The organism is Streptomyces humicola (assembly GCF_024436035.1).
Lineage (GTDB): Bacteria > Actinomycetota > Actinomycetes > Streptomycetales > Streptomycetaceae > Streptantibioticus_B > Streptantibioticus_B humicola.
This window is the reverse complement of record NZ_JANFNG010000015.1, coordinates 51,300-71,661: the sequence shown is the minus strand read 5'-3', so window position 1 is coordinate 71,661 and position 20,362 is coordinate 51,300. Positions and strand designations below refer to the sequence as shown.

Sequence of the window (20,362 nt, the reverse complement as noted above, 5' to 3'; positions counted from 1 at the left end):
CCCAGGGCGCTGCAACACCGCAGGGGCTAGGCGCTGGCGGCGAATGACGTGGCGGCGGCCCCCGCCGCGGAGCGGCCAGTTGTCACGGCGCGGCCGTCGCCGACGGGCTTTTCCAGGGTGACCAGGCTGAGCTTCCGGTTGACCTGCTCGGTGCCGGTCTGGGCGTAACCGAGCCTGCGGTACAGCCGGAGGTTGCCCTCGCTGCGATGACCAGTGAACAGCCGGTACCGCTTGGCCTCGCGCTCGACGGCGAGCCGTTCCTCGATGGCGCGCAGCAGCCGCCCGCCGAGGCCGTGGCGCTGCATGCGGGGGTGGACGATCAGCTTGGCGATGCGTGCCGTCCCGTCCTCGTCGACGACGCCGCGCACCGAGCCGACGACCTCCTCGCCGAGCCGGGCCACCAGCACGCATCCCCTGGCCAGCTCCTCACGGAGCGCATCGAGGGTCTGGGTGAGGGGTTCGATGCTGTAGTCGCCGTACAGCTCGGCTTCCCGCTGGTAGCAGAGGTACTGCAGTTTGAGGATCTTCTCGGCGTCGTCGTCGGTCGCCGTAGAGATGGTCACGCTCATGCCCATGTGTGCGCAGGCCTCCCCTTGTGAGTCCTCCCGGACGCGGAAGGTGAGGGTGTGCGCCCGGGATGTGTGCCCTTGACCGGAGTCGGGGTGGGTTCACACCGATTCCGTGGCGCCGATGATCGCACAGTCGTCCGGGCGACGGCCGCGGCTGACGTGCCCGCTTCCGAATCGGTCCGGACACGTCAAGAGCGCCCTGTCGCCGACTGTTTACCCCTGTGTACCCCGTAGTTGCGGCAGTTCAACCTCCGTCCGGAGCAGTGCACGCAGACAGCCGAGGCATCGCGAGCGCAGCGGCCCGAGGCTGCCCTGTGAGATTCCCAACTCCCGGGAAATTTGGTGGTACGTGGGGTCGGAACGGGACAACAGCGCAGATATCAGCTGCGGGCAGCGGCCCGGGAGGCGGCGGACGGCGGCCCGCAGCAGTTCCCTGGTCTCGGCGGCGATCACCTCCCCTTCGGCCGACGGCGCCACCGCCGCAGCCGCCCGTACGCGGGGGGACCGGTCGTCGTACGGGACCTCACGGCGCCCGCGACGGCGGAATCCGCGCGCCTCGGCGCGGACGGCGTCCCTCAGCCATCGCGCTGGCGACTCGGAGGGAGGGCCGCCGCATTCCAAGAGCCGCAGCCACACGGCCTGTTCGAGGTCACGCGGATCGGCGCCGGCAGGCCCGGCTTCGGCCGCGGCCTCCGCGGCCAGCAGCGGTCCCAGCCTGGCGAGGCGCGCCGGGAGGGTGCGCGATGTCATACCGGGCGTCATAACGGGAATCCTGTGCACGGCGGGTTACCTGGCGGTGCGGATTCGGGCCGCCGGTCACCCGCCTGTGTCAACTCTGTGTATCGTCCGTACGAACCCCGCGTGGAACTCGCCCGTAGCCGCGAGTATGGTCCTCACCTGGGGCGACGGGGGATCGGATTACGTTCCACGTCCCGTCACCTGTGATCACTTGTGATCGGCCGACCACGACCGGAGGGCCCGTTGTTCCGCATCTTGCTCAAGGCGCTGCTCGGACTGCTCATGCGCGTCCTGTTCCGCCCACGGGTAGAGGGAGCGGAGAACATCCCCGACAGCGGGCCGGTGATCCTGGCCTGCAACCATCTCACCTTCATCGACTCGATCTTCCTGTCGCTCGTGGTAAAGCGGCAGGTCTTCTTCGTCGGCAAGAACGAGTACGTCACGGGCCGCGGCATCAAGGGGCGGCTGATGGCGTGGTTCTTCGGCGAGATCGGCGGCATGGTGCCGGTGGACCGGGACGGCGGGCACGGAGGCGTCGCCGCACTGATGACCGGCCAGCGGCTGCTGGAGGAGGGCAAGGTCTTCGGCATCTACCCGGAGGGCACCCGCTCCCCCGACGGCCGGCTCTACCGCGGCCGCACCGGGGTCGCCCGACTGGCGCTGATGACCGGTGCGCCGGTGGTGCCGTGCGCGACGATCGGCACCGACCGGGTGCAGCCGTCCGGCGCGGGACTGCCGCGGATCAGCCAGGTGACCGTCCGCTTCGCCGAGCCGCTCCGCTTCGCGCGGTACGAGGGGATGGGCCGCGACCGCTATGTGCTGCGGGCGGTCACGGACGAGGTGATGAGCCACGTGATGCGGCTCTCCGGCCAGGAGTACGTGGACGTCTACGCCACCAAGGCGAAGGCTTCCGCCTCCGACCACCGCAAGGCGGCCTAGTCACCGAACTCGTCACCGCCCGGACGGGACCTGTCCGGCCAGCTCCTGACCGCGCAGCATCCGCCACGCCCATGCCGCCGCCACCAGCAGCAGGACCGCACCCACGCCGCAGGCGACCCGCAGCCCGTCGCTGAAGGCGCCCTGCGCGGCGGTGAGTAGTGCGTCGCCAGTGGGGCCGGGCAGGCGCGCCGCGGCCTCGACGGCACCGGGCAGCGACTGCTCGGCCTGCGCCGCCAAGGCGCCGGGGACACCGTGCGGAACGGCGAATCCCGAGTACAGGCCCGTGACGATCGAGCCGAGCACGGCGATGCCGAGCGCCGTTCCGAGCTCGTAGGCCGTCTCCGAGACCGCGGACGCGGCGCCCGCGTTCTCCTGCGGGACGGCGGAGAGAATCACGTCGGCGGTGACGGTGAAGGAGAACCCCGCGCCCATGCCGACCACCAGCAACACCGCCCCCAGCAGCGGATATCCGGTGTGCGGTGCGACCGTCACCAGCGCCGCGAGACAGACCCCGATCGCGGCGAGCGAACCGGCGACGACGCCACGCACCGAGTAGCGCCTGGCCGCGTGTCCGGCGAGCAGTCCGGTCACGACGGCGCCCACGCTTGCCGGAATCTCGGCGAGCCCGGCCTGCAGCGCCGAGCGCTCCTGCACCATCTGCAGGAACTGGGAGAGGAAGAAGACCAGCCCGGACAGGCCCACCACGGTGAGCAGGTCGGCGAGGACGGAGGCGGTGAAGCCGCGGTTGCGGAAGAGCCGCATGTTCAGCAGCGGTTCGGGGATGGTGAGTTGGCGCCGGACGAACGCGGCCAGGCAGCCGAGGCCCAGGACGCCCGCGGCGGTGCGGGCCGCGCCGAATCCGTACGCCGCCGTCTCCTTGATCGCGAACACGACGCCGATCATCCCCACCAGCGACAGCAGGACGCTGACGGTGTCCCACGGGCCGGGGGCCGGATTGCGCGATTCGGGCAGCAGCCTGGCGCCGACGACGATCAGCGCGCCCATCACCGGGATGTTGATGAGGAAGACCGAGCCCCACCAGAAGTGTTCGAGGAGAAAGCCGCCCAGGACCGGCCCGAGCGCGGCTCCCGCCATCGACGCCGAGCCCCAGGTGCCGAGCGCGAGGCTGCGCTCGCGCGGGTCCTCGAACAGGTTGCGGATCAGCGCGAGCGTCGAGGGCATCAGAGTCGCCCCCGCGACGCCCATCAGCGCGCGAGCGGCGATCAGCATCGCAGGGGTGGCGGCGTAGGCGGCGAGCAACGACAGGACGCCGAACGCGGCTGCGCCGGTGAGCAGCAGTTTCTTGCGGCCGATCCGGTCGCCGAGGCTGCCCATGGAGACCAGGAACCCGGCGATGACGAAGGAGTAGACGTCGCCGATCCAGAGCATCTGGGTGGGCGACGGCTTGAGCTCGTCGCTGAGGAACGGCATGGCCAGGCCGAGCACGGTCGCGTCCACGGCGACGACGAGCAGGGCGAGGCCGAGCACGCCCAACGCCCACCAGCGGGCGGGATCGGGGCGCCCGGCAGCTGAGCCGTGAGCGACGACGGGTTCGCGCAGCGCAGGTGAGGTCATGACGGCCTCCGCAGCATCCCGCCGAGCAGCAGCTCGCTGACCATGCGCGCGGAGTCGTTGCGCGCCACCGTGCCGTCCTGGACGCACCAGCCGGAGGCGGCGATCAGCGCATACATCGCCTCGCCGAGCCAGGCGGGCGTCAGGTCGAAGCGGAAGACGCCCTCCTCCTGGCCGCGCCGGAACAGCGCGCCGACCCGCCGGTCGACGCGCGACCAGCCCTCGGTGATGCCGGGCAGGTCGTAGAGCTGATTCTCGCCGTAGAGGAAGGCGAGGAAGCCGGACACGGGCATCGCTTCCTCGATCAGCCGCTGTACCGCGGCCACCGGGTCGCCCTCCTCGATTCGTGCGGCGTCCAGGCGCTCCTCCACCTGGGCGATGCCCAGCTCGCCGAGCGCCCGCACCAGGGCGTCGCGTCCCGGAAAGTGCCGGTGCAGGGTGGCGCGGCTGATCCCGGCCGCCCTGGCGATCTCGTCCATCGAGGCGGTCGGCCGGCGGGCGAGCAACGCGGCGGCCTCCCGCAGCACCTGGTCCCGGTCGAGGCTCATGAGACCAGCGTACATCGTATGAGACGGGAATGTCTCAATCGAATCCCGCACCGCAGCCCGACGTGCATGCGCCAGGGCCCGGTCACCCATCGACGGGTGACCGGGCCCTGTGCGGAACTGCCGGGCTCACCGCTTGGCGTCCGCCCATTCACGCTGGGCCGCGAGATCCGCCTTGACCTCGGCAAGCTGCGCGGCGACCGCGGAGGGTGCGGTGCCACCGCGTCCGTTACGGGCGGCCAGCGCACCGGCCACGTTCAGCACGCTGCGCACCTCAGGCGTCAGGTGCGGGGAGATCGCCGCGAACTGCTCGTCCGTCAGCTCGTCGAGCTCGATGCCGTTCGTCTCGCAGACCTTGACGCACTCCCCCGCGACCTCGTGCGCCACGCGGAACGGCACGCCCTGCTTGACCAGCCACTCGGCGACGTCGGTGGCGAGCGAGAAGCCGGCAGGCGCCAGTTCCTCCATGCGCTCACGGTTGACGGTGAGGGTGGCCATCATGCCGGTGAAGGCCGGCAACAGGACTTCGAGGGTGTCGCAGGAGTCGAAGACCGGCTCCTTGTCCTCCTGCAGATCGCGGTTGTAGGCCAGCGGGAGGGCCTTGAGCGTGGCGAGCAGACCGGTCAGGTTGCCGATCAGACGCCCGGACTTGCCGCGCGCGAGCTCGGCGATGTCCGGGTTCTTCTTCTGGGGCATGATCGACGAACCGGTGGAGTAGGCGTCGTCCAGCGTCACGAAGCAGAACTCCTTCGTGTTCCAGATGATGACCTCCTCGGCGATCCGGGAGAGGTCGATGCCGATCATCGCGGTGATGAAGGCGAACTCGGCGACGAAGTCGCGCGAGGCGGTGCCGTCGATGGAGTTGGCGGCCGAGCCGTGCTCGAAGCCGAGCTCGGCGGCGACGGCCTGCGGGTCGAGGCCGAGCGACGAGCCGGCCAGGGCGCCGGACCCGTACGGGGAGACGGCGGTGCGCTCATCCCACTGCCGCAGCCGCTCCGCGTCCCGGCCGAGCGCCTGGACGTGGGCGAGCACATGATGGGCGAAGAGCACCGGCTGGGCGTGCTGCAGATGGGTGCGGCCGGGCATGGCGACGTCGGGGTGCGCCTCGGCGAGGCCGACGAGCGCCTGCTGGAGATCGGCGATCAGCCCGCCGATGATCCGGGCGTGGTCGCGCAGGTACATCCGGAAGAGCGTCGCCACCTGGTCGTTGCGGGAACGGCCGGCCCGCAGCTTGCCGCCGAGCTCGGGACCGAGCCGCTCCAGCAGGCCGCGCTCCAGCGCGGTGTGCACGTCCTCGTCGGCGACGGTGCCGGTGAAGGTGCCATCCGCGACGTCGGCCTCCAGCCGGTCGAGGCCCGCGATCATGCGCTGCAGCTCGTCCGCGGTGAGCAGACCGGCCTTGTGCAGCACCCGGGCATGGGCCCGGGAGCCGGCGATGTCGTAGGGGGCGAGCCGCCAGTCGAAGTGGACGGAGGCGCTGAGCTTGGCGAGGGCCTCAGCCGGTCCGCCCGCGAACCGGCCGCCCCACAGCCGTACGTCCTGCTGACTGCTCACTGCGCGAGGTCCCGCTTCGCCGCGATCTTGCTGCTCATGCCGAAGATCTCGATGAAGCCCTTGGAGAGCGACTGGTCGAAGGTGTCACCGGTGTCGTAGGTGGCGAGGTTGAAGTCGTAGAGCGACTCGTCGGAGCGCCGGCCGGTGACGACCGCCCGGCCGCCGTGCAGCGTCATCCGGATGTCCCCGGTGACGTGCTGGTTGGCCTCGGCGATGAAGCCGTCGAGCGCCCGCTTGAGCGGGGAGAACCACAGGCCGTCGTAGACGAGCTCGCTCCACCGCTGCTCGACCTGCCGCTTGTACCGGGCGAGCTCCCGCTCGACGGTAACGTTCTCCAGCTCCTGGTGGGCGGCGATCAGGGCAATCGCGCCTGGGGCCTCGTAGACCTCACGCGACTTGATGCCGACGAGCCGGTCCTCGACCATGTCGAGCCGTCCGACACCCTGCGCGCCGGCCCGGGTGTTCAGCTGCTGGATCGCTTCGAGAACGGTGACCTGCTTGCCGTCGATCGCCACCGGAACGCCCTGCTTGAAGGTGATGATCACCTCGTCGGCGTCGCGCGGGGTGGCCGGGTTCTGGGTGTACTCGTAGACGTCCTCGATCGGCGCGTTCCAGATGTCCTCGAGGAAGCCTGTCTCGACGGCCCGGCCGAAGACGTTCTGGTCGATGGAGTACGGGGACTTCTTGGTGGTCGCGATCGGGAGGTTCTTCTCCTCGCAGAACGCGATCGCCTTGTCCCGGGTCATCGCGTAGTCCCGGACAGGCGCGATGCACTTCAGGTCGGGGGCGAGGGAGGCGATGCCGGTCTCGAACCGCACCTGGTCGTTGCCCTTGCCCGTGCAGCCGTGGGCGACGGTGTCGGCGCCGTGCTTCTTGGCAGCGGCCACCAGATGCTTGACGATCGTCGGCCGGGAGAGGGCCGAGACCAGCGGGTAGCGGTCCATGTAGAGGGCGTTCGCCTTGATCGCCGGAAGGCAGTACTCGTCGGCGAACTCGTTCTTGGCGTCTGCGACCTCCGCCTCCACGGCGCCGCAGGCGAGCGCCCGCTTACGGATGATCTCCAGGTCCTCGCCACCCTGGCCGACATCAACGGCGACGGCGATGACCTCGGCGCCGGTCTCCTCGGCGATCCAGCCGATGCAGACGGAGGTGTCCAGGCCGCCGGAGTAGGCGAGTACGACGCGCTCAGTCACGGCTTTCTCCATTCACAGTGCGTGCGGGGTGGGCGGGCATCCATGGGGATCCATGCGGTGCTGGGTATAAGTATGCATGAGTCCGTATGGAAATCAAAGTCTCCGGAGAGATCCGGCTGCAAGTGCCCGCGAACGGGCTACTCAGCGGTGGCTCTCAGCGAGCCGCAGCAGATGGTCGGCGAGCGGCTGGCCGCCGTCCGGGTCGCGGCTGATCAGCATCACGGTGTCGTCGCCCGCGATCGTGCCGAGGATGTCGTGCACCTCCGCCTGGTCGATCGCCGAGGCGAGGAACTGGGCGGCGCCGGGCGGCGTGCGCAGCACCACGAGGTTCGCCGACGCCTCGGCGGAGATCAGCAGCTCCCCGGCGAGACGCGCCATCCGCTGTTCCTTGACCGACTCCCCCAGCGGTGCCATCGGGGTGCGGAATCCGCCCTCCGACGGCACCGCGTAGATCAGCTCGCCCCCCGAGTTGCGGATCTTGACCGCGCCCAGCTCGTCCAGGTCGCGCGAGAGCGTCGCCTGCGTGACGTTCAGCCCGTCGTCGGCCAGCATCTTGGCGAGCTGGCTCTGCGACCGCACCGGCTCCCGGTTGAGGATGTCCACGATCCGGCGGTGTCGCGCGGTGCGGGTCTGCGGTACGGCCTGGCCGCCGCCTGGGTGCGCCTCGGTCATCGTCGTCAGTCTCCGGATCGTCGTTCCCCGTGGCCCGGTCAGCCGCGGGCCGCGTCGAGGACGCCGGGAAGCGCCCGGACGAACGCGTCCGCCTCGTCGTCGCCGAGGATCAGCGGAGGGGCGAGCCGCACCACGTCGGGTGCGGGAGCGTTCACCAGGAATCCAGCGTCCTGAGCCGCCTGCTGCACCTTCGGTGCCAGCGGCTCGGTGAGCACGATACCCAGCAACAGCCCCGCGCCGCGCACATGGTCGACCAACGGGTGCCCGATCGCCTCGGTCCCGCTGCGCAGCCGCTCCCCCGTGCGCTTGACCCGCTCCAGCAGCCCCTCGTTCTCGATCGTGTCGAGGACGGCGAGTGCGGCGGCGCAGGCGACGGGGTTGCCGCCGAACGTCGAGCCGTGCTGACCGGGCGTCAGCAGCCCGGCGGCGTCGCCGAAGGCCACGGTGGCGCCGATCGGCAGCCCGCCGCCGAGCGCCTTGGCGAGAGTGACGATGTCGGGCTCGACACCCTCGGCCTGGTGGGCGAACCAGTGGCCGGTGCGCCCGACGCCAGTCTGGATCTCGTCGAGGACGAGCAGGGTGCCGGTGGCCCGGGTGATCTCACGGACGGCGCGCAGATATCCCTCGGGCGGTACGACGACGCCGTTCTCGCCCTGGATCGGCTCGATGAAGACGGCGGCGGTGTGATGGGTGACGGCGTCCCGCAGGGCTTCGATGTCCCCGAACGGCACATGCGTGACGTCACCGGGCAGCGGCCGGAACGGCTCCTGCTTGGCGGGCTGGCCGGTCAGGGCGAGGGCGCCCATGGTGCGGCCGTGGAAGCCCCCGGTGGTCGCGACCATGTGCGGACGCCCGGTGCGCCGGCCGATCTTGAAGGCGGCCTCGATCGCCTCCGCACCGGAGTTGGAGAAGTACACCCGGCCGGGGCGGCCGGACAGCCGCAGCAGCCGTTCGGCAAGGGCGACCGGGGGCTCGGCGATGAACAGGTTGGAGACGTGGCCGAGCCGGGAGATCTGGCCGGAGACCGCCTCGACGACCGCCGGGTGCGCATGGCCGAGCGCGTTGACGGCGATGCCGCCGATGTAGTCGAGGTACTCGTTGCCGTCGGCGTCCCAAAGCCGGGCGCCCTCACCGCGGACCAGCGGCAGGCGCGGGGTGCCGTAGTTGTCCATCAGGGCGTCCTGCCACCGCCCGGTCAGCGCCGCGTTCGCGTTCGTCATCGCCGGCCCCCTTCGGCCTCGTTCGCATCGGATTGCGCATCGGGAACGACCATCGTCCCGATGCCCTCGTCGGTGAAGATCTCCAGCAGGATCGAGTGCTGCACCCGCCCGTCGATCACGCGGGCGGTGTGCACGCCATTGCGCACCGCGTACAGGCAGCCCTCCATCTTCGGCACCATGCCGCTGGCCAGCTCGGGCAGCAGCTTGTCCAGCTCGCTCGCGGTGAGTTGGCTGATGACGTCGTCATTGTTGGGCCAGTCCGCGTACAGGCCCTCGACGTCGGTGAGGACCATCAGCGTCTCGGCGCCGAGCGCGGCCGCGAGTGCTGCTGCCGCGGTGTCGGCGTTGATGTTGTAGACATGACCGTCGTCGGCGCTGCGGGCGATCGAGGAGACGACGGGGATGCGGCCGTCGTCGAGCAGCGCCTGGATGGCGCCGGCGTCGATCTCGGTGATCTCTCCGACGCGGCCGATGTCCACGCTCTCGCCGCCGATCTCGGCGTACCGTTTCACGGCGGTCATGGTGTGCGCGTCCTCGCCGGTCATGCCGACGGCAAGCGGTCCGTGCTGGTTGAGCAGTCCAACGAGCTCCCGCTGCACCTGGCCGGCGAGCACCATCCGGACCACGTCCATCGTCTCCGGCGTGGTCACCCGCAGGCCCGCCTTGAACTCCGACGTCAGGCCCAGCTTCTCCAGCTGTGCGCTGATCTGCGGGCCGCCGCCGTGCACGACGACGGGCTTGAGGCCGGCATGGCGCAGGAAGACCACGTCCTGGGCGAAGGCCGCCTTCAGCGCCTCGTCGACCATGGCGTTGCCGCCGAACTTGATGACGACGGTCTTGCCGTGGTGGCGGGTGAGCCAGGGCAGCGCCTCGATGAGCGTCTGCGCCTTGGGCAGTGCGGTGTGTTTGCGCGGGGGTACCCCCGGCCGGGGGTTGGGGGAGCTCATGAGCTGTAGGCGCTGTTCTCGCGGACGTAGTCGGCGGTCAGATCGTTGGACCAGATGACGGCGGAGTGCGATCCCGCGGCCAGATCGGCGGTGACGCGCACCTCGCGGAAGCGCATGTCGACCAGGTCGCGGTCCTCGCCGACCGAGCCGCTCTTGCACACCCATACGCCGTTGATGGCGACGTTCAGCTGGTCGGGCTCGAAGACGGCGGAGGTGGTCCCGATCGCGGAGAGCACCCGGCCCCAGTTGGGGTCCTCGCCGTGGATCGCACACTTGAGCAGGTTGTTCCGGGCGATGGAGCGGCCCACCTCGACGGCGTCGTCCTCGCTCGCCGCATTGACCACCTCGATGCGGATGTCCTTGGACGCGCCCTCGGCGTCGCCGATGAGCTGGCGCGCGAGGTCGTCGCAGACGGCGTGCACGGCGTCGGCGAACTCCTGCTGCGGCGGAGTGATGCCGGAGGCGCCGGAGGCGAGCAGCAGCACAGTGTCGTTGGTGGACATGCAGCCGTCGGAGTCGACCCGGTCGAACGTGGTGCGCGTGGCGGCGCGCAGCGTCGCGTCGAGCCCTGCGGCGTCGACGTCGGCGTCGGTGGTGAGGACGACGAGCATGGTGGCGAGACCGGGGGCGAGCATGCCTGCGCCCTTGGCCATACCGCCGACGGTCCAGCCGTCGCGGGCCGCGACGGCCGTCTTGTGCACGGTGTCGGTGGTCTTGATGGCGATGGCGGCCTTTTCACCGCCGTGCGGGGAGAGTTCGGCGACGGCCTTGTCGATCCCCGGCAGCAGCTTGTCCATCGGCAGCCGCAGGCCGATGAGTCCGGTCGATGCGACGGCGATCTCGCCTGCGCTGTGACCGAGTGCGTCCGCCGCCTTCTCGGCGGTGGCGTGGGTGTCCTGGAAGCCGAGCGGCCCGGTGCAGGCGTTGGCGCCACCGGAGTTGAGGACGACGGCGCAGACCTGGCCCCCCTTGAGCACCTGCTCGGACCACAGGACGGGCGCGGCCTTGACGCGGTTGGAGGTGAACACGCCTGCGGCGGCGAGGTTCGGCCCCTGGTTGACCACCAGGGCGAGGTCCGGGGTGCCGCTCTCCTTGATCCCGGCGGCAACCCCGGCCGCCGTAAAGCCCTTTGCTGCGGTGACACTCACGGTGCGACTCCCGTCGTGGAAAGCCCTAGCTCCTCCGGGAGGCCGAGGGCGATGTTCATGCTCTGCACCGCGCCGCCCGCGGTGCCCTTGGTGAGGTTGTCGATCGCGCTGATGACGACGACCCGGCCGGCGGACTCGTCGTGGGCGACCTGCAGCAGCGCGCAGTTGGAGCCGTACACCGCCGCCGTGGACGGCCACTGGCCCTCCGGGAGCAGGTGGACGAACGGCTCGGCGTCGAGCGCCTTGGCGTACGTCTCGCGGAGCAGGCCCTCCGAGACGCCGGGGGCGGCCTTGGCGCTGCAGGTGGCGAGGATGCCGCGCGGCATCGGGGCAAGGGTGGGCGTGAAGGATACGGTCACCGGCCGGCCGGCCACCGCCGAGAGGTTCTGGATCATCTCAGGGGTGTGCCGGTGGCCACCGCCGACCCCGTACGGGCTCATGGAGCCCATCACCTCGCTGCCCAGCAGATGCGGCTTGGGTGCCTTGCCCGCGCCGGAGGTGCCGCTGGCGGCGACGATCACGGCCTCGGGCTCGACGAGCCCGGCCGCGTACGCCGGGAAGAGTGCGAGCGAGACGGCAGTCGGGTAGCAGCCGGGTACCGCGACCCGCCGGGAGCCCCGCAGTGCCTCACGGGCGCCCGGCAGCTCAGGCAGGCCGTAGGGCCAGGTGCCGGCGTGCGGCGAGCCGTAGAACTTCTCCCACGCGGCGGCGTCCTGGAGGCGGAAGTCCGCACCGCAGTCGACGATCAGCACATCGCTGCCCAGCTGTTCGGCAACGGCGGCGGACTGGCCGTGCGGCAGAGCGAGGAAGACCACATCGTGCCCGGCCAGCGCCTCGACCGTGGTGGGTTCGAGCACACGGTCGGCGAGCGGTCGCAGATGCGGCTGAAGCGCGCCGAGCCGCTCACCCGCATTGGAGTTCGCGGTGAGCGCGCCTGTCTCGGCTTCGGGGTGCGCGAGCAGCAGGCGCAGCACTTCGCCGCCCGCGTACCCGCTCGCCCCTGCCACCGCTGCCCGGAATGCCATCGAAGCCTCCAACCGTCGATGGCATGACTATACGGCGCACCGAACTTTTATGCAAAGATCCTTGGAGCCCCCGGGAAGCGCGGGGGAGAAGCCCCGCCCGACCGGCACCCACAGGCTGAGCACACCGGCGGCGCCGATGCCGCCGAGGCGGAGCGCAAAGGTGGCCTCGCGCCGGCCGCCCCGCCCTAGGGCCCCCGCCCGCGGTTCATGCCCCCTGCTGTGGACGGCCCTCACGCGCGGAGCGGCCCGTTCGGCCCGCTCAGCCCACCGCCTTGGCCGCCGCGCGTCCCGCCGTACGCCCGGAGAACAGGCAGCCGCCGAGGAAGGTGCCTTCGAGCGAGCGGTAGCCGTGCACTCCCCCGCCACCGAAGCCCGCCACCTCGCCGGCCGCGTAGACGCCGGGCAGTGGCTCGCCGCCGTCGGCGAGCACGCGCGCCGACAGGTCGGTCTCCAGGCCGCCGAGCGTCTTGCGGGTCAGGATGTTCAGCCGCACGGCGATGAGCGGGCCGGCCTTGGGGTCGAGGAGGCGGTGCGGTGCCGCGACGCGTACGAGCTTGTCGCCGAGGTAGTTGCGCGCCCCGCGCACCGCCATGACCTGGAGGTCCTTGGTGAAGGTGTTGCCGATCTCGCGGTCGCGCGCGGTGATCTCGCGGCGCAGCGCCTCCTCGTCGATGAGCGGCTCCGGGGTGATCGCGTTCATCCCCCGCACCAGCGACGACAGGTCCTTTTCGACGACGAAGTCCGAGCCGTGCCGCTTGAACGCCTCGACCGGGCCCGGAGCGCCGGGCAGGGCGCGGCCCAGGACCTCGCGGACGTTCCTGCCGGTGAGGTCGGGATTCTGCTCGGAGCCGGAGAGGGCGAACTCCTTCTCGATGATCTTCTGGGTGAGGACGAACCAGGTGTAGTCGTACCCGGTGGTCATGATGTGTTCGAGGGTGCCGAGCGTGTCGAAGCCCGGGAAGAGGGGCACGGGGAGCCGCTGCCCGCGGGCGTCGAGCCACAGCGAGGAGGGGCCCGGCAGGATGCGGATGCCGTGGTGCGGCCAAATGGGGTTCCAGTTCTCGATGCCCTCGGTGTAGTGCCACATCCGGTCGCGGTTGATGATGCGGCCGCCCGCGCGCTCGGTGACGCCCAGCATGCGGCCGTCCACGTGGGCGGGGACGCCGGAGAGCATGCGCCGCGGGGGCTCACCGAGCCGCTCCGGCCAGTTCTCGCGGACGAGGTCGACGTTGCCGCCGATGCCTCCGGAGGTGACGATCACGGCCTGAGCGCGTAGTTCGGAGGTGCCGACGACGGTGCGTGAGCTGGCGACCCCGCGTGCCGCATCGCTGTCTTCGAGCACCTCGCCGCCGACGGTGTCCACGGCGCCGGCACTGCGGCCGAGCGAGGTGACGCGGTGCCGGAACCGCAGCTCGACCAGGCCGCGCTCGGCCGCCGCCTCGACGCGCCGTATGAACGGTTCGAGCAGCCCCGGTCCGGTCCCCCAGGTGATGTGGAAGCGGGGTACGGAGTTGCCGTGCCCGGTCGCCAGGTAGCCGCCGCGCTCCGCCCATCCGACGACGGGGAAGAAGCGCACGCCCTGCGCGTGCAGCCAGGACCGTTTCTCACCGGCCGCGAAGTCCACGTACGCCTCGGCCCAGCGGCGGGGCCAGTGGTCCTCCGGCCGGTCGAAGCCCGCGCTGCCCAGCCAGTCCTGCCAGGCGAGCTCGTGGCTGTCCCGTACACGCATCCGCCGCTGCTCCGGCGAATCGACGAGGAAGAGGCCGCCGAAGGACCAGAATGCCTGGCCGCCCATCGAGGCCCGTGGCTCCTGGTCGAGAAGGATCACCTTGCGGCCCGCGTCGGCCAGCTCAGCGGTGGCCGCGAGACCCGCGAGACCTGCTCCGACCACGATCACATCGGCGTCGTACGACATCGTTTCCATCCTCGAAGGCTCGTCGGCCCGGCGCACGGGAACGGCAGTGGGTTACCGCAGGGTAGGGGATCGGTCGCGGTGGCTGCGATACGGCCCCGGCCGAGCAGGTGCAAGCCGCGAAGGCGCGCATAGACTTGGGGTATTGCGCCGGAACTGACATCGGCCGAGTCCGTCGGCAGGCACTCCTGGCGGGAGGTCATCTTGATGCACGCACACAAAGGCGACAAGCTTCTCAGGCACGGCAGGATCGTCGGACAGCATGACGAGGTCGGCGAGATTCTCGAGGTACTCGGCTCGGACGGAGGACCGCCGTTCCGGGTGCGGTTCGAGGACGGCCACGAAGGCGTGGTGTCGCCGGGCCCCGACTCGGTGATCCTGGACAAGACAGCCGAACCCCCGGGTTCACGCTGAGCGATCGCACCGGGGACCAGGGTGGGGGGACGTCCCGCCCGGCGGACGACGTACCCCCGCCGTGGGTTTCGTGTGCGCATGTTCCGTCTGCGCGCGTCCCATCTGCGCGCGTGTACGTCGCCCGCGCGTCAGACGGGTACGTCAGTGCGGGACGCGGGCCCGCGTCGGATAGTGGTCCTCGACAACCCGCCGCATCGCCCCGATCGGGTCAGCGGCCACATCCCTCGCCGAGAAGAACACATTGCCGAGCACTTCCCGCCATTCCTCGTCGAGGGTGAGGTGGCGGGAGAGTTCCCGCGGATCCTGCCAGGCCGCGGGCTGCCCCGCGGCTCCCTCCCGGTAGAGGGCCTCGCCGACGTAGAGGTGGACTCCGGTGCCGGCCACCACCTCCGCCCACCACGGCACGAGCTCGGCGTAGTCGGCTGCCTGCAGTCCGATGTTCCAGTACAGCTGCGGGCAGATGTAGTCGATCAGCCGCTTGCGCACCCAGCCGCGTGAATCGGCGTACAGGTCGTCGTAGCTCTGGGTGCCCGCGCTGGTGTGCGAGCCCTGCGGATCCGTCGAGAGGTTGCGCCACACCCCGAAGGGGCTGATGCCGAAGCGGGCGCGCGGCCGGGTCCGCCGTACGCGGGCCGCCGTCTCCCGCACCAGGAGCTCGGTGTTGTGGCGGCGCCAGTCGCCGCGGTCGCCGAAGCCCGAACCGTACGCGTCATAGGCCTCGTCGTCGTCGAACTCCTCGCCCGCGACGGGGTACGGATAGAAGTAGTCGTCCCAGTGGACGCCGTCCACCGGGTAGCGGGCGACGGCGTCGAGCATCGCGGCCTCGACGAAGTGGCGCACCTGGGGCAGTCCGGGGTTGTAGTAAAGCTGTCCGGCGTAGCGGACCACCCATTCGGGGTGGCGGCGGGCAGGGTGGCGTGGGGCGAGCTTCCCGAGGTCGTCCTGAAGCGAGACCCGGTACGGGTTGAACCAGGCGTGGAGCTCCAGACCGCGCCGATGGGCGGCGTCGACCGCGAATCCCAGCGGGTCCCAGCCGGGGTCCTGGCCCTGGGTGCCGGTCAGGTACTGCGACCACGGTTCGAAACGGGACGGCCACATTGCATCCGCGGTCGGCCTGACCTGCAGCAACACCGCATTGAGGCGGTGGCGCACCGCGGTGTCGAGCAGCGATTCCAGTTCGCTGCGCTGTTCGGCGGCCGACAGGCCCGTCCTGGACGGCCAGTCGAGATTCCTCACGCTCGCGATCCATGCGCCCCGGAACTGCGCGGGCAGGTCGTCCGGGCCCTCCCGGCCGTCGCGGGCCGCTGCGGTAGAGGCCGCGGTCAGGTTCCCGCCGATCGCCGCCACGGCCGTCGCCGCCGCCGCCGTGAACTGCCTGCGTCGCATCATGGCCACCATCCCTGGCTGCCCGTCATGTCCCGCCGATGATGCGGGAGATGACGGGCCGCGGGCAATGGGGCGCCGATCCTCGGCGCGCCGCGGTGCGCCGCGGTGCGCCGCGGACGCATGGAGCGGCAGGGGCATGCCAATGCCCGGGATCCACCCTCCGGGATCGCCCACCCCGGCCTCCTGGTGTGCAGTGTAGGGTCGCGAATGGCGCCGGGCGTCGCCGACGGGGTGGTCCGCCGCCTGCCGCCCTGTGATCCGGGGCAGCGACTGTGCAGAGGGAGAGGGAAGCGCGTTGAGCGACATCCGTTTCGTCGGGGTAGTGGGCTGCGGCCAGATGGGCTCGGGCATCGCCGAGGTCTGCGCCCGTTCCGGTCTTGACGTCAAGGTCGCCGAGACCACCGGTGAGGCGCTGGAGCTGGGCCGTACGCGGCTGACGAACTCCCTCGACCGCGCCGCAGAGCGCGGCAAGATCACCGAGCTGGAGCGGGACGAGACGCTGGCCCGCCTCACCTTCACCACCGACCTCGGGGAGTTCGCCGACCGCGATCTGGTGATCGAGGCGGTCGTCGAGAACGAGCAGGTCAAGACCGAGATTTTCCAGGTGCTCGACCAGGTGGTGACGCGGCCGGACGCGATCCTCGCCTCGAACACCTCCTCGATCCCGCTGGTGAAGCTCGCGGTCGCCACCTCGCGCCCGGACCATGTGCTCGGCATCCACTTCTTCAACCCCGCCCCGGTCCAGAAGCTGGTCGAGCTGATCCCTGCGCTCACGACTGGCGAGGAGACGCTGGTACGCGCCGAGCGGCTGGTGGCCGACGTCCTCGGCAAGCACGCGATCCGCGCCCAGGACCGCTCCGGCTTCGTGGTCAACGCGCTGCTGGTCCCGTACCTGCTCTCGGCGATCCGGATGTTCGAGTCCGGCATCGCCACGCGTGAGGACATCGACAACGGCATGGAGCTCGGCTGCGCCCACCCGATGGGCCCGCTGAAGCTGTCGGACCTGATCGGCCTGGACACCGTCGCATCGGTGGCCGACTCGATGTACGCGGAGTTCAAGGAGCCGCTGTACGCCGCTCCCCCGCTGCTGCAGCGCATGGTCGACGCCGGCCGTCTCGGCCGGAAGACGGGCCACGGGTTCTACGACTACGCCTGACCGGGCGCACGCACCCATACACCGGTGCCCGCGCTCCACGCGGGAGCGCGGGCACCGACGGCGTGGTCAGCGCGGTCAGCGGGATCGGTCGGCCGTCAGCGGGCGCCGATCTGGCTCGGGGACGGGACATTGTTGGTCACCGTGGCTCCCTGGCCGGCCCCGGCCGACTTGACGGAGTTCAAGGTGTTGTTGAACTGGTTGAAGTCGGCGTCGCTCGCCTTGCCGCTCTTCATCTTGGCGGCGAGCGCCTTGAGCCCGTCCACGCTGCCGGTCAGCGGCGCGACGGCCTTGGAGAGCAGCGGGTCGCCCTTGGCGTCGTTGATGGCCGCCTTCAGCCGGTTGTAGGCGAACGTTCCGGCGAGACCTGCCTTGATGAACGCCGCGGTGCGCCCCTTGGCGCCCTTCTTGAACGTGCCTGCCTTGAACGGCTTGTAGATCCACTGGTAGGTGGCGCCCGCGGCGAGGCTGGCATTGGCGATGAACTTCGTCTTCGCCAGCTTGACCGGGTTCGGGCTGGACGTGGCCGCCACCGGCTGGGCCGCGCTGCCTCCGGCAGCGTTGTGAGATGGCGTGCTGGAGCAGGCCGGCAGGACGAACATCATGGCGCCCAGCAGCGTGCCGGCCAGCGCCTGCTGTCGCAGCTTCGGGGATGTCAACACGGTCCACCTCCGGTGGTCCGACGGATGAGTTTCCGTTCCCAACCCTCGGCCGATCATCGTCGGCGGGCGACCTGCCATAGGCCGAGCGGGTGATTGCGCCTCATGCGGCTCTACCTTCTTCCTGGGTCCGCCCCAGCCATTCGTAGGGTTGTGGCACCCAGGGGAGCTGGGTGTGGCTTTCATGCGGCTGCCGACCATGGCTCGCAAGGCTTGGCCGCCCGGCTCCCCACGACGACTCGGCCGCCGATTGGGAAATGCGAACTGGTCGCTGTGTAGAGCAATGCCGGCGAGGTCGTCCGTGGTACGCACTGCAAGTACGACGAGTTGGAGCACGATGAGCCGGATATGGGCCGGGACCGACTGCGGCAAGACCCACCACCACTGCCTTGTCCTGGATGCTGAGGGCGCCACTCTGCTGTCGCGGCGGGTGGCCAACGACGAACCTGAGCTGCTGCAGCTGATCGGTGATGTCCTTGACCTCGCCGACGGAGATCAGGTCACCTGGGCTATGGACATGACCGGTGGGGAGCCCGGTCTGCTGATCGCCTTGCTGGTCAACCACGGGCAGGAGCTCGTCTACATTCCTGGCATCGCGGTCAACCGGGCCTCCGACAGCTACCGCGGTGCGGGCAAGACCGACGCCCGGGACGCCCACGTGATCGCCGACCAAGCCCGCATGCGCCGTGACCTGCAGCCAATCCGCGCTGGCGACGACGACGCCATCGAGCTGCGGCTGCTGACCGACCGTCGCGTTGACCTGGTCGCCGACCGCACCCGCACCATCAATCGGCTCAAGGCCCTCCTGACCAGCATGTTCCCGGCGCTGGAACGCGCTGTCGACCTCGGCACCACCGGAGCGCTGACGCTGCTGACCGGCTACCAGACCCCGGCGGCGATCCGCCGCACCGGCATCCGTCGGCTGACCACCTGGCTGCGCAACCGCAAGGTCAGAGGCTCCGAGACCCTGGCGACGAAGGCCGTCGAGGCCGCCGAGCGCCAGCACACCGCCGTCGCGGGCGAGAGCGCTATCGAGAAGATGGTGCACACCCTCGCGAAGGAGGTGATGGCCCTCAACGAGAAGATCGCCGAGGCAGACAAGCTCATCGAGGGCCGGTTTCACGAGCACGAACTCGCCGAAGTGATCGAGTCCATGCCCGGCATCGGCACGATCCTCGGCGCCGAGTTCCTCGTCGCGACCGGCGGCAGCCTGGACGCTTTCCCCACCGCCGACCGCCTCGCCGCCTTCGCCGGAGTGACCCCCGCTCCGCGCGACTCCGGCCAGGTCAGCGGCAATCACCACCGGCCACAGCGATACCACCGACGCCTGCAACGGGTCTTCTACACCTCCGCGCTCATCAGCATCCAGCGCGACCCCAACTCGCGCCGGTTCTACGACAGGAAGCGCGCCGAAGGGAAACGTCACGTCCAGGCCGTGCTGGCCCTTGCCCGCCGACGCGTCAACGTTTTGTGGGCCCTGATCCCCGACCGACGGTGCTACCAAGTCGCACCTCCGGCAACGGCATGCTGAGCGTCCGTCCCTGTCTTGCCGCAGGTCATCGCATCCTTCTCCGCGCGGCTGCGGGGTGCGAAGATCGACAGACCCATATCTGACGGGGGGCGTGGATGAACGTGCTGATCAGGCCGGCGCGGGTGACGGAAGCCGAGATCCTCAGCGACTTGGCGCTTCGATCCAAGGCACATTGGGGCTATGACGCCGAGTTCCTTGACGCCTGCCGAGACGAGCTCACCGTTGTCGCGGGCGAGGTCGCACGTCGGCGAGCCACGGTGGCTGACCGGGACAGCCGCATCCTGGGCTTCACGACTCTCGAGGGACAGCCACCCACAGGCGTTTTGGGCATGATGTTCGTCGAGCCGCAGGTCATCGGCCAGGGGATCGGCCGCCTGCTGTTCGAACACACCATCGCTGCCGGGCGAGAACTGGGGTTCGCCCAGCTCATGATCGACGCGGACCCGAATGCCGAGCCTTTCTACCGTGCGATGGGCGCAGTACGCATAGGAAACGTCCCCTCTGGCTCCATAGCAGGCAGGACGCTGCCGCAGATGGTCGTCACCATCCAGCGCTGAACCAGCTCCGCTTGACAACGTCATTGGGAAGCCTGCAGCGCACGGCCCGGCAGCCGCCCCGCCGACCAAACGCTCGGCGGGGCGGCTGCGGAGTGCGTCAGTGCACGACCACCGTGGTCGAGGGGGACGCCGTCATGGCGCCCACGACGCGCAGCTGCTGCGTGCCCTTGGCCTTGAGCGTGGCGTTGAGCTTGTAGCTGCTGCCCTTGGTGACGGTGGTGGTCGCCCGCAGCGGTACCCACTTGCCCTTGACCATTTCCTGAAGGGTGAGCTTGGTGCCGATCTTCAGGCCCTGGGTGCGGCCGGTGAACACCACCGGCTTGCCGGATGCCACCGTGGCGGGGGTGGCCCTGATGGTGATGTAGCCCATCGCGCTGCTGGGCGTGGACGAGCTGCTGGGCATGGACGACGGGAGCATGTGGCTCGGGTAGGGCGACGGCTTCTTGGCCGCGCCCGCGCTCGGTGCGGCGGAAGCGCCGAGGGCACCGGCGGCCAACAGGGCGGCGGTGACGGCACCGATGGCGGCTGCACGGACGGAACGGATCGAACCGCTGGACTTTGTGGCGTTCACGGCGCTCCTCCTGATCTCGGCTGAGTGTCCGGAGTGTCCTTGGAGCCTTCAAGTCGT

The 20,362-nt window shown here is 70.3% G+C and carries 20 protein-coding genes; 5 read left to right on the top strand and 15 right to left on the bottom strand.

Going from position 1 to position 20,362, the window contains the following annotated elements; all coding sequences use genetic code 11:
• Nucleotides 1–26: 26 nt before the first annotated feature.
• Both NGB36_RS19485 and NGB36_RS19480 read right to left on the bottom strand, forming a co-directional pair.
• The gene (locus NGB36_RS19485) at nt 27–575 is read right to left on the bottom strand and encodes a GNAT family N-acetyltransferase (RefSeq protein ID WP_255921619.1); all 549 of its coding nucleotides are present in this window, start codon (nt 573–575) and stop codon (nt 27–29) included.
• Between the two features lie 207 nt (nt 576–782).
• On the bottom strand, nt 783–1,319 hold the full coding sequence (locus NGB36_RS19480) for an RNA polymerase sigma factor (protein ID WP_255921618.1): 537 nt from the start codon (nt 1,317–1,319) through the stop codon (nt 783–785).
• A gap of 231 nt (nt 1,320–1,550) precedes the next feature.
• Between NGB36_RS19480 and NGB36_RS19475 the strand changes: the two genes are divergently transcribed.
• The gene (locus NGB36_RS19475) at nt 1,551–2,246 is read left to right on the top strand and encodes a lysophospholipid acyltransferase family protein (RefSeq protein WP_255921617.1); all 696 of its coding nucleotides are present in this window, start codon (nt 1,551–1,553) and stop codon (nt 2,244–2,246) included.
• 12 nt (nt 2,247–2,258) lie between these two features.
• Here NGB36_RS19475 and NGB36_RS19470 read toward each other — a convergent pair whose 3' ends face one another.
• The 10 genes from NGB36_RS19470 to NGB36_RS19425 form a co-directional block, all read right to left on the bottom strand.
• The gene (locus tag NGB36_RS19470; RefSeq protein ID WP_255921616.1) at nt 2,259–3,821 is read right to left on the bottom strand and encodes an MFS transporter; all 1,563 of its coding nucleotides are present in this window, start codon (nt 3,819–3,821) and stop codon (nt 2,259–2,261) included.
• Nucleotides 3,818–4,366 carry a TetR/AcrR family transcriptional regulator gene (locus NGB36_RS19465; RefSeq protein ID WP_255921615.1) on the bottom strand — a complete coding sequence of 183 codons (549 nt, stop codon included), beginning with the start codon at nt 4,364–4,366 and terminating at the stop codon, nt 3,818–3,820. Before NGB36_RS19465 ends, NGB36_RS19470 begins: the two co-directional genes overlap by 4 nt.
• 126 nt (nt 4,367–4,492) lie before the next feature.
• Complete coding sequence (gene argH, locus NGB36_RS19460; protein ID WP_255921614.1) at nt 4,493–5,917, bottom strand: argininosuccinate lyase; 1,425 nt, start codon at nt 5,915–5,917, stop codon at nt 4,493–4,495.
• Nucleotides 5,914–7,110: an argininosuccinate synthase gene (locus NGB36_RS19455; RefSeq protein ID WP_255921613.1), complete on the bottom strand. Its 1,197-nt coding sequence runs from the start codon at nt 7,108–7,110 to the stop codon at nt 5,914–5,916. Before NGB36_RS19455 ends, argH begins: the two co-directional genes overlap by 4 nt.
• A gap of 141 nt (nt 7,111–7,251) precedes the next feature.
• The gene (locus NGB36_RS19450; RefSeq protein ID WP_255921612.1) at nt 7,252–7,782 is read right to left on the bottom strand and encodes an arginine repressor; all 531 of its coding nucleotides are present in this window, start codon (nt 7,780–7,782) and stop codon (nt 7,252–7,254) included.
• Nucleotides 7,783–7,820: 38 nt separating this feature from the next.
• Nucleotides 7,821–9,002 carry an acetylornithine transaminase gene (locus tag NGB36_RS19445; protein WP_255921611.1) on the bottom strand — a complete coding sequence of 394 codons (1,182 nt, stop codon included), beginning with the start codon at nt 9,000–9,002 and terminating at the stop codon, nt 7,821–7,823.
• Nucleotides 8,999–9,949 carry an acetylglutamate kinase gene (argB, locus tag NGB36_RS19440; protein WP_255921610.1) on the bottom strand — a complete coding sequence of 317 codons (951 nt, stop codon included), beginning with the start codon at nt 9,947–9,949 and terminating at the stop codon, nt 8,999–9,001. The genes NGB36_RS19445 and argB overlap by 4 nt, the downstream gene beginning before the upstream one ends.
• The gene (gene argJ / locus NGB36_RS19435; RefSeq protein ID WP_255921609.1) at nt 9,946–11,097 is read right to left on the bottom strand and encodes a bifunctional glutamate N-acetyltransferase/amino-acid acetyltransferase ArgJ; all 1,152 of its coding nucleotides are present in this window, start codon (nt 11,095–11,097) and stop codon (nt 9,946–9,948) included. The genes argB and argJ overlap by 4 nt, the downstream gene beginning before the upstream one ends.
• Nucleotides 11,094–12,122 (bottom strand): N-acetyl-gamma-glutamyl-phosphate reductase, encoded by a 1,029-nt coding sequence (gene argC, locus NGB36_RS19430; RefSeq protein ID WP_255921608.1) that lies wholly within the window; start codon nt 12,120–12,122, stop codon nt 11,094–11,096. The genes argJ and argC overlap by 4 nt, the downstream gene beginning before the upstream one ends.
• A 259-nt stretch (nt 12,123–12,381) precedes the next feature.
• Nucleotides 12,382–14,037: an FAD-binding dehydrogenase gene (locus tag NGB36_RS19425; protein ID WP_255921691.1), complete on the bottom strand. Its 1,656-nt coding sequence runs from the start codon at nt 14,035–14,037 to the stop codon at nt 12,382–12,384.
• Between the two features lie 204 nt (nt 14,038–14,241).
• Between NGB36_RS19425 and NGB36_RS19420 the strand changes: the two genes are divergently transcribed.
• Nucleotides 14,242–14,448, top strand: a complete 207-nt coding sequence (locus tag NGB36_RS19420) for a DUF1918 domain-containing protein (protein WP_255921607.1) — start codon at nt 14,242–14,244, stop codon at nt 14,446–14,448.
• A gap of 141 nt (nt 14,449–14,589) precedes the next feature.
• Here the strand turns inward: NGB36_RS19420 and NGB36_RS19415 are convergent, their stop codons facing one another.
• Nucleotides 14,590–15,834, bottom strand: a complete 1,245-nt coding sequence (locus NGB36_RS19415; RefSeq protein WP_372509479.1) for a glycoside hydrolase family 10-like protein — start codon at nt 15,832–15,834, stop codon at nt 14,590–14,592.
• Nucleotides 15,835–16,129: 295 nt separating this feature from the next.
• Between NGB36_RS19415 and NGB36_RS19410 the strand changes: the two genes are divergently transcribed.
• Nucleotides 16,130–16,990, top strand: coding sequence for a 3-hydroxybutyryl-CoA dehydrogenase (locus tag NGB36_RS19410; protein ID WP_255921605.1), 861 nt, complete (start codon nt 16,130–16,132; stop codon nt 16,988–16,990).
• A 95-nt stretch (nt 16,991–17,085) separates the two neighbouring features.
• On the opposite strand, the gene NGB36_RS19405 is transcribed toward NGB36_RS19410, so the two are convergent.
• Nucleotides 17,086–17,649 carry a hypothetical protein gene (locus NGB36_RS19405; protein ID WP_372509478.1) on the bottom strand — a complete coding sequence of 188 codons (564 nt, stop codon included), beginning with the start codon at nt 17,647–17,649 and terminating at the stop codon, nt 17,086–17,088.
• Nucleotides 17,650–17,983: 334 nt separating this feature from the next.
• Here NGB36_RS19405 and NGB36_RS19400 point away from each other — a divergent pair, with 334 nt between their 5' ends.
• Nucleotides 17,984–19,177: an IS110 family RNA-guided transposase gene (locus NGB36_RS19400; RefSeq protein ID WP_255921603.1), complete on the top strand. Its 1,194-nt coding sequence runs from the start codon at nt 17,984–17,986 to the stop codon at nt 19,175–19,177.
• A gap of 95 nt (nt 19,178–19,272) precedes the next feature.
• The gene (locus tag NGB36_RS19395) at nt 19,273–19,734 is read left to right on the top strand and encodes a GNAT family N-acetyltransferase (RefSeq protein ID WP_255921602.1); all 462 of its coding nucleotides are present in this window, start codon (nt 19,273–19,275) and stop codon (nt 19,732–19,734) included.
• Between the two features lie 97 nt (nt 19,735–19,831).
• Here NGB36_RS19395 and NGB36_RS19390 read toward each other — a convergent pair whose 3' ends face one another.
• A complete protein-coding gene (locus NGB36_RS19390) occupies nt 19,832–20,305 on the bottom strand; it encodes a hypothetical protein (protein WP_255921601.1) in 474 nt (157 codons plus the stop codon).
• Nucleotides 20,306–20,362 lie beyond the last annotated feature (57 nt).

What these genes read in the sequence shown, in the direction of transcription:
- NGB36_RS19445 (WP_255921611.1), bottom strand. Translation starts at nt 9,002, where the DNA reads ATGACGAACGCGAACGCGGCGCTGACCGGGCGGTGGCAGGACGCCCTG.
- NGB36_RS19420 (WP_255921607.1), top strand. Translation starts at nt 14,242, where the DNA reads ATGCACGCACACAAAGGCGACAAGCTTCTCAGGCACGGCAGGATCGTC.
- argB (WP_255921610.1), bottom strand. Translation starts at nt 9,949, where the DNA reads ATGAGCTCCCCCAACCCCCGGCCGGGGGTACCCCCGCGCAAACACACC.
- NGB36_RS19425 (WP_255921691.1), bottom strand. Translation starts at nt 14,037, where the DNA reads ATGTCGTACGACGCCGATGTGATCGTGGTCGGAGCAGGTCTCGCGGGT.
- NGB36_RS19450 (WP_255921612.1), bottom strand. Translation starts at nt 7,782, where the DNA reads ATGACCGAGGCGCACCCAGGCGGCGGCCAGGCCGTACCGCAGACCCGC.
- NGB36_RS19465 (WP_255921615.1), bottom strand. Translation starts at nt 4,366, where the DNA reads ATGAGCCTCGACCGGGACCAGGTGCTGCGGGAGGCCGCCGCGTTGCTC.
- NGB36_RS19395 (WP_255921602.1), top strand. Translation starts at nt 19,273, where the DNA reads ATGAACGTGCTGATCAGGCCGGCGCGGGTGACGGAAGCCGAGATCCTC.
- NGB36_RS19480 (WP_255921618.1), bottom strand. Translation starts at nt 1,319, where the DNA reads ATGACATCGCGCACCCTCCCGGCGCGCCTCGCCAGGCTGGGACCGCTG.
- NGB36_RS19400 (WP_255921603.1), top strand. Translation starts at nt 17,984, where the DNA reads ATGAGCCGGATATGGGCCGGGACCGACTGCGGCAAGACCCACCACCAC.
- NGB36_RS19415 (WP_372509479.1), bottom strand. Translation starts at nt 15,834, where the DNA reads ATGCGACGCAGGCAGTTCACGGCGGCGGCGGCGACGGCCGTGGCGGCG.
- argC (WP_255921608.1), bottom strand. Translation starts at nt 12,122, where the DNA reads ATGGCATTCCGGGCAGCGGTGGCAGGGGCGAGCGGGTACGCGGGCGGC.
- NGB36_RS19485 (WP_255921619.1), bottom strand. Translation starts at nt 575, where the DNA reads ATGGGCATGAGCGTGACCATCTCTACGGCGACCGACGACGACGCCGAG.
- NGB36_RS19470 (WP_255921616.1), bottom strand. Translation starts at nt 3,821, where the DNA reads ATGACCTCACCTGCGCTGCGCGAACCCGTCGTCGCTCACGGCTCAGCT.